This is a genomic window from Streptomyces sp. NPDC058691 (assembly GCF_042714775.1).
Lineage (GTDB): Bacteria > Actinomycetota > Actinomycetes > Streptomycetales > Streptomycetaceae > Actinacidiphila.
Genome location: NZ_JBHXSO010000006.1, coordinates 158,464 through 164,789 on the forward strand (window position 1 = coordinate 158,464; position 6,326 = coordinate 164,789).

The window sequence follows — 6,326 nt, forward strand, 5'->3', positions numbered from 1 at the left end:
GTCATGCGCGGAACCGGACGCCCGGCACTGCCGGACGGACCCCCGCACCGGCGAGTCTGCTGTCATGACCGCCATCGCGTTCACGCACGTGACGAAGAGCTTCGGCCCGGTACGGGCCGTCGACGACCTGACCCTGACCCTCCACCCGGGCGAGACCGTCGCCCTCCTCGGCCCCAACGGCGCAGGCAAGTCCACCACCTTGGACCTGCTGCTGGGCCTGCGCACCCCCGACTCCGGCACCGTCGAGATCTTCGGCCGCTCACCGCGCCGGGCGATCTCCGAGGGGCTGGTCGGCGCGATGCTGCAGAGCGGCGGCCTGATGGAGGACGTCACCGTCCGGGAGATCGTGCGGCTCGCCTGCGACCTGCACCCCCGCCCGCGACCCGTTGCCGAGGTGCTCGCCGGCGCCGGCGTGGAGGCGATCGCGGACCGCAAGGTAAACAAGCTCTCCGGCGGCCAGGAGCAGCGTGTGCGCTTCGCTCTGGCGACCGCCGGGGCGAGCGACCTGCTGGTCCTGGACGAGCCCACCACCGGCATGGACGTCTCCGCGCGCCAGGCCTTCTGGGACGCCATGCGCGGCCAGGTGCGGCAGGGCCGCACGGTGCTGTTCGCCACCCACTACCTGGAGGAGGCGGACGCGGTCGCCGACCGCGTCCTGGTCCTCCAGAGCGGCCGGCTGCTGGCCGACGGCACCGCGACGGAGATCAAGGCGCGTGCCGGGGCCCGGCGGATCGTCTTCGACCTGGACGCCGCCTGGGACGAGGCGGCGCTGCTCGCCCTGCCCGGGGTCACGGTGGCCGAGGTGACCGGCCGCACCGTGCGCCTGCGCTCCACGGACGCCGACGCGACCGTGCACGCCGTCTACGCGGCCGGGCTCTACCCCCGCCACCTGGAGGTCGCCGGGCTCGGCCTGGAACAGGCCTTCCTGGCCATCACGGCTGACACGGCCGATACCGCCGACACGGAAGAGCCCAAGGACGAGGAGGTGGCGGCCCGATGAGGACGCTGGTCAAGCTGGAGATCCTGCGCGTACTGCGCAACCGCAAGTTCATGTTCTTCTCGGTGCTCTACCCGGTGCTGCTCTTCCTGATCCTGACGGCGGGTCAGAAGAGCTCCCTGGTGACGTACTACATGGTCGCGATGTGCGCTTTCGGCGCCATGACCGCCGTGCTCATGGGCAACTCCGAGCGCATCGCCCGCGAACGCGACAAGGGCTGGGTCCGGCAGCTGCGGCTGACCGCGCTGCCCGGGCGCGGCTACGTCCTGGCGAAGATCGCCTCGGCGGCCACCGTCAGCCTGCCCTCGATCGTCCTCGTCCTGATCGCGGGCGCGGCCGTCAAGGGCGTGCGGCTGGACGCCTGGCAGTGGGGCGGGGTGCTGCTGACCAGCTGGGCGGGGAGCTTCGTCTTCGCCGCGCTGGGCGTGGCCATCGGCTACGTCGCGAGCGCGGACGTGGCCCGCCCGGTCGCCATGATCGCCTACTTCGGGATGGCGCTGCTCGGCGGCCTGTGGATGCCGTACAGCTCCTTCCCGGGCTGGCTGCGGCACATCGCGGACGTGCTCCCGGCGCGCCCGTACGCCGCGCTCGGCCAGGCCGTCGAGCTCGGCCACGCCCCGCACCTGCGCGATGTGGCGGTGCTCGCCGTCTACCTCGTGCTCTTCGCGGGCACAGCCGCTTGGATGTACCGCAAGGACACCGCGAAGGCCTGACCACCCGAACGGCACCGCAGAGATCCGACAGGAGGGAGAGACGCCGTGGAGGCCGACGACAACACGGCGATCGGCCGGGCGCCGGAGAACCGCCGCCAGGCCTCCGTGAAGCTGATCTGGATCGCGATGTGGATGCTCTACCTGGGCTCCCCGGTCAGCGATCTGGCCGACGGCGGCCACGGCCTGCTCGCCACCGTGCTGGGCTGGGCCGGGCTCGCCGCGTACGTCGTGCTCTACCTCGGCCTGGTCTTCCGGCGGACCAACGCCGAGGAGCAGCCTCCCTGGGTGTACGGGGTGCTGGGGCTGCTCGGCGTGCTCGCCCTGGTGCTGGGGCTGACCCTCGGCAGCGCGTTCCTCGTGCTCTTCGTCTACCTGTCGGTCTGCTGCGGTGCGGTCCTTCCCGGCCGCCAGGCGCGCTGGGCGATCCCCCTGGTCACCGGGGTGCTCGCGCTGTGCGCCTGGCCGCACGGCGTGGACGGCATCACGCTGGTCTCGCTGCTGGTGCCGTGCATGCTCGGCGGCTTCGCGATGACGGGCGTGCGGCAACTGGTGCGCACCACCCGTGAGTTGCGCGAGGCCCGCGAGACCATCGCGCAGCTGGCCGCCACCGAGGAACGGCTGCGGCTCGCCCGCGACCTGCACGACCTGCTGGGGCACTCGCTGTCCCTGATCACCCTCAAGAGCGAACTCGCCGGGCGGATGCTGCCCGGCCGGCCCGGGGACGCCGCCGCGCAGGTCGCCGACATCGAGCAGGTCAGCCGCCAGGCGCTCGTCGACGTCCGCGAAGCCGTCAGCGGCTACCGGCGGGCCAATCTCGCCGACGAGCTGATAGCGGCCCGCGGCGCCCTGCGCACCGCCGGCATCCGCGCCGACCTGCCCGCCGAGGTGACCGCCGCGCTGACGCCCGAGGCGGAGGGCGCGCTGGCCTGGGCGCTGCGCGAGGCGGTCACCAACGTCGTACGGCACAGCGGCGCCCGGCGGTGCGCCGTCACGGTCGGCGAGGGCGGCGGAACGGTGTGCCTGACCGTCTCCGACAACGGGCGCGGTCCCACGGGCACCGGGCGCGGCAACGGCCTCACCGGGCTGGAGGAGCGGCTCCTGCTGGCCGGCGGCCGTCTGGAGACGGAGGGCGGACGCGGGTTCACCCTCCGTGCGTTCGTCCCGGCGGGCTACGCTGCCGCCCATGATCCGGGTGCTGCTGGCGGAGGACCAGTCGATGGTGCGCGAGGCACTGGCCGCGCTGCTGGGGCTGGAGGATGACATCGAGGTCGTCGCCCAGGTCTCCCGCGGCGAGGACGCCGTCGCCGCGGCGCGCGCCGCGGAGGCGGACGTCGCGCTCCTCGACATCGAGATGCCCGGCACCATGACCGGCCTCGACGCGGCGGCCGCGCTGCGGGCCGAACTGCCGCACGTGCGCGTCGTCATCGTCACGACCTTCGGCCGCCCCGGCTACCTGCGGCGCGCCATGGCGGCCGGGGCCGACGCGTTCCTGGTCAAGGACGCCCCCGCCGCGCGGCTCGCGGACGCGGTGCGCGCGGTCCTGCGCGGGGAGAAGGTCATCGACCCCGCGCTCGCGGCGGCCGCGCTCAGCGAGGGGGCCGACCCCCTCACCCCGCGCGAGCGCGACGTTCTGCGTGCCGCGGCGGATGGCTCGCTCAACGTGGAGATCGCGCGCCGTCTGCATCTCTCCGAGGGGACGGTGCGCAACTATCTCTCCACGGTGATCCAGAAGACGGGGGCGCGGAATCGTGCGGAGGCGGTTCGTATCGCGCGTGACCGCGGCTGGCTGTAGGCCTGGTTTTTTCCCCGCCCGCCCTCCCTCCCCCAACCTTCGGCCGGGGGTGCCCCCAGCCCTGTGAAGTCAGTGACCCCGGCGCGCGTTGCGGGGTGGGCCGGGTTCGGGGCCTCCGGGGCCGGCCATTCTGGACAGCACATTTTGGTGCCTCGGGCACTCTCCGTTGGTCGCCCCGGGTTGTGCACCCAAATATGCTCCACAGTCCAGAACACCCACCCCTACGACCCCGCCCCCTCTGTCTCGTCATGCGCCTGATCCCCAGTGGGGGGTGTAGGGCGGCCATGGCACAGGCCCAGGGTTGGTGCGGCGGCACATCGGCCGCCCAGCCGTCACCGCCCACACACACCGCAGCGGCCGCCACGTCGCGCCCACAGCGGGTCCCCCGGCCGAAGGTTGGGGGAGGGAGGGCGGGCGGGGGAAAAACCTACCCGGACCGCAAGCGGAGCGTCAGTTGAGCAAGGCCCGCGCGGCCCGCGCCTGACGCCGCAGAACCCCCGCCACCGCGGGCTCCGCCGCGTCGAGGACCTCCGCACAGGCCTCCATCTCGGCCGCGCCACGCGCGAAGTCCCCCGCCCGCACCAGCAGTTGCGCGTGCTCCTGCCGCAGCCGCGCCGGATGGTGCGGCAGGAGCAGCGAGAGCTCGACCGCCCACAGCTGCACCGCGAGGTGCTCGGGGCGGGCGTCGGCCCAGGCGCGGATGTTGTTCAGGACGCGCAGCACGATGTCGAGGGGGTCGGCCGGGCTGAGCATCGCCGGGGACAGGCTCGCGCCGGTGGCGCCGGCGACGAGCAGGCGGGCGTCCTCCTCGCCGAGGGGGCGCCCGCCGTCGAAGGGGTCGGCGAGCACGAAGGCCCCGGCCGGGTCGCCGAAGCCGACCACGAAGTGGCCGGGCAGGGCGACGCCGTAGACCGGGGCACCGGCCCGGCGGGCGACCTCGATCCACACCACCGACAGCAGGATGGGCAGCCCACGCCGCCGCCGCAGCACCTCGTGCAGGAGCGAGGACTCCAGCCGCTGGTAGTCCGCGGGCGTCCCGCCGAAGCCGAGCCGGCCGCCGAGCAGGGCGGCCGTGGCGGCGGCCCAGTCGGCGGGGCGGGTCAGCCCGTACGGCAGGAGCCCGGCCAGCCGGTCGAGTTCGATCTGCGCGGCGTCCGTCCCGGCCTCGCCGAGGTCCGGGTCGGCCTCCTCGCCGATCAGCAGGCACAGGGTCGCCAGGTCGGGACGCGGGTCGCGGGCGGCCTCGGCGAAGCGCCGCCTGACGGAGTCGTCCATGCCGCCGCTCCTAACCGTCCGCCGGGCGCGGCCCGCGCCGGTAGTGGTACGCGTGGTGCGTGCCGAAGCCCAGCCGGTCCCAGAGCGCGCGGGCGCCCTCGTTGTCGGTCTCGACCTGGACGTACGCCCCGGAGGCGCCCTCGTCCAGGGCCTTGCGGGCGAGGGCCGCGGTGACCGCCGTGGCGAGCCCGCTCCGCCGCAGGCCGGGGTCGGTCTCGACGGCGGCGAAGGACGCCCAGCGTCCGTCGACCGCGCACCGCCCGATCGCCGCGGGCGGGCCGCTCGCGGCACCGGGGACGCTCGCCAGCCACACGGAGGGGCCGCCGGTGAGCACGGCGAGCGCCGCGTCGCCGAGGCCGCCGGTGCGGTGGTAGCGGGCGAGCCAGCCGGCGTCCGCCTCGCGCGACAGCCGCACCCGTTCGGCGCCCGGCAGGTCCGCGAGCGGTGCCAGTGGGGCGGTGCGCAGCAGGGCGTGGCCCTCGGCGGTCCAGCCCAGGGCGTCGAGCGACCGCGCGAGGGTCTCGTCGCCCTCGTCGCCGCCCGTGGTGACCTGGACGTATGCGGGCAGCCCGCGTTCGCCGTACCAGCGGGCCACCGCCTCGGCCGCGGCCTGAAGGGGCATGCCCGGCTCGCCGAGCGGCAGCGCGGAGTTGGCCCGCCGGGTGAAGCCACCGGCCGCCCGGAGCGTCCAGGCGCCGAGCCGCCCGGTCTCGGGCGCGGGCCAGCAGCGCGCGGCGCTCTCCTGGAGTTCACGGACCGTCGCACGGGGGGCGCGTGGGCCGCGCCGGGCCGGCGTGTCGGGCACGACCTTGGCCGCCACCAGCAGGGTTTCGGCGATGCGGACGGGCTGTCCGTCCCGCCGTGTGACGACCAGCGTTCCTTCGTCCCACGATGTGAGAACCCCTACGGCGTCGGTGAACACGGGGCGTCCGCCGACGATCTCCGCGATCCTGCGCACCGATACGCGTTTGCCCACGTCAGAGGGGGTTATGCGCACATCTGCCCGAGCTCCGGCGGTGAAATCCATGCTCATGACCGCCCCTCCTGTTCGTCTGCCGCCCAAGAACGGAGATACTAGGTGCGGGCATCGACGACGCCGCGCTCCCGCGCGAGACAGCCCTATCGAGGAGGAACGACAGCGTGACCTACGTCATCGCGCAGCCTTGTGTCGACGTCAAGGACAAGGCGTGCATCGAGGAGTGCCCGGTCGACTGCATCTACGAGGGCCAGCGGTCCTTGTACATCCACCCGGACGAATGCGTCGACTGCGGAGCCTGTGAGCCGGTCTGCCCGGTGGAGGCCATCTTCTACGAGGATGACACCCCGGAGGAGTGGAAGGACTACTACAAGGCGAACGTCGAGTTCTTCGACGAGCTCGGCTCGCCCGGTGGTGCCTCCAAGCTCGGGCTGATCGAGCGCGACCACCCCTTCATCGCCGCCCTGCCGCCGCAGGGCGAGTGACCCCGACAGTTACGGGCGGGGGCCCCCCCCCGCCCCCCCCCGCGGGGCCCCCCGCTGTAAAGACACAAGGGGCGGGGGGACGTTTTGG

7 protein-coding genes are annotated in these 6,326 nt (G+C 74.0%); 5 read left to right on the top strand and 2 right to left on the bottom strand.

Annotated features, from left to right (window positions below; genetic code table 11):
* Nucleotides 1-64: 64 nt before the first annotated feature.
* The 4 genes from ACFWVC_RS06755 to ACFWVC_RS06770 are packed head-to-tail and all read left to right on the top strand — an operon-like array spanning nt 65 to nt 3,502.
* Complete coding sequence (locus ACFWVC_RS06755; protein ID WP_384279388.1) at nt 65-1,000, top strand: ABC transporter ATP-binding protein; 936 nt, start codon at nt 65-67, stop codon at nt 998-1,000.
* Nucleotides 997-1,710 (top strand): ABC transporter permease, encoded by a 714-nt coding sequence (locus ACFWVC_RS06760; RefSeq protein ID WP_384279392.1) that lies wholly within the window; start codon nt 997-999, stop codon nt 1,708-1,710. The genes ACFWVC_RS06755 and ACFWVC_RS06760 overlap by 4 nt, the downstream gene beginning before the upstream one ends.
* Before the next feature lie 45 nt (nt 1,711-1,755).
* The gene (locus ACFWVC_RS06765) at nt 1,756-2,970 is read left to right on the top strand and encodes a sensor histidine kinase (RefSeq protein WP_384279399.1); all 1,215 of its coding nucleotides are present in this window, start codon (nt 1,756-1,758) and stop codon (nt 2,968-2,970) included.
* Nucleotides 2,894-3,502, top strand: coding sequence for a response regulator (locus ACFWVC_RS06770; RefSeq protein ID WP_384279406.1), 609 nt, complete (start codon nt 2,894-2,896; stop codon nt 3,500-3,502). Before ACFWVC_RS06765 ends, ACFWVC_RS06770 begins: the two co-directional genes overlap by 77 nt.
* A 450-nt stretch (nt 3,503-3,952) precedes the next feature.
* On the opposite strand, the gene ACFWVC_RS06775 is transcribed toward ACFWVC_RS06770, so the two are convergent.
* Together ACFWVC_RS06775 and ACFWVC_RS06780 are read right to left on the bottom strand one after the other, a co-directional pair.
* Nucleotides 3,953-4,777: a transglutaminase-like domain-containing protein gene (locus tag ACFWVC_RS06775; RefSeq protein ID WP_384279412.1), complete on the bottom strand. Its 825-nt coding sequence runs from the start codon at nt 4,775-4,777 to the stop codon at nt 3,953-3,955.
* Between the two features lie 10 nt (nt 4,778-4,787).
* Nucleotides 4,788-5,804, bottom strand: a complete 1,017-nt coding sequence (locus ACFWVC_RS06780; protein ID WP_384279594.1) for a GNAT family N-acetyltransferase — start codon at nt 5,802-5,804, stop codon at nt 4,788-4,790.
* Between the two features lie 113 nt (nt 5,805-5,917).
* On the opposite strand from ACFWVC_RS06780, the gene fdxA reads away from it, so the two are divergent.
* Nucleotides 5,918-6,238, top strand: a complete 321-nt coding sequence (fdxA, locus tag ACFWVC_RS06785; RefSeq protein WP_018561461.1) for a ferredoxin — start codon at nt 5,918-5,920, stop codon at nt 6,236-6,238.
* Nucleotides 6,239-6,326 lie beyond the last annotated feature (88 nt).

Coding starts and splice junctions, on each gene's coding strand:
- ACFWVC_RS06755 (WP_384279388.1), top strand. CDS start 65: ATGACCGCCATCGCGTTCACGCACGTGACGAAGAGCTTCGGCCCGGTA.
- ACFWVC_RS06760 (WP_384279392.1), top strand. CDS start 997: ATGAGGACGCTGGTCAAGCTGGAGATCCTGCGCGTACTGCGCAACCGC.
- ACFWVC_RS06770 (WP_384279406.1), top strand. CDS start 2,894: ATGATCCGGGTGCTGCTGGCGGAGGACCAGTCGATGGTGCGCGAGGCA.
- ACFWVC_RS06775 (WP_384279412.1), bottom strand. CDS start 4,777: ATGGACGACTCCGTCAGGCGGCGCTTCGCCGAGGCCGCCCGCGACCCG.
- ACFWVC_RS06780 (WP_384279594.1), bottom strand. CDS start 5,804: ATGGATTTCACCGCCGGAGCTCGGGCAGATGTGCGCATAACCCCCTCT.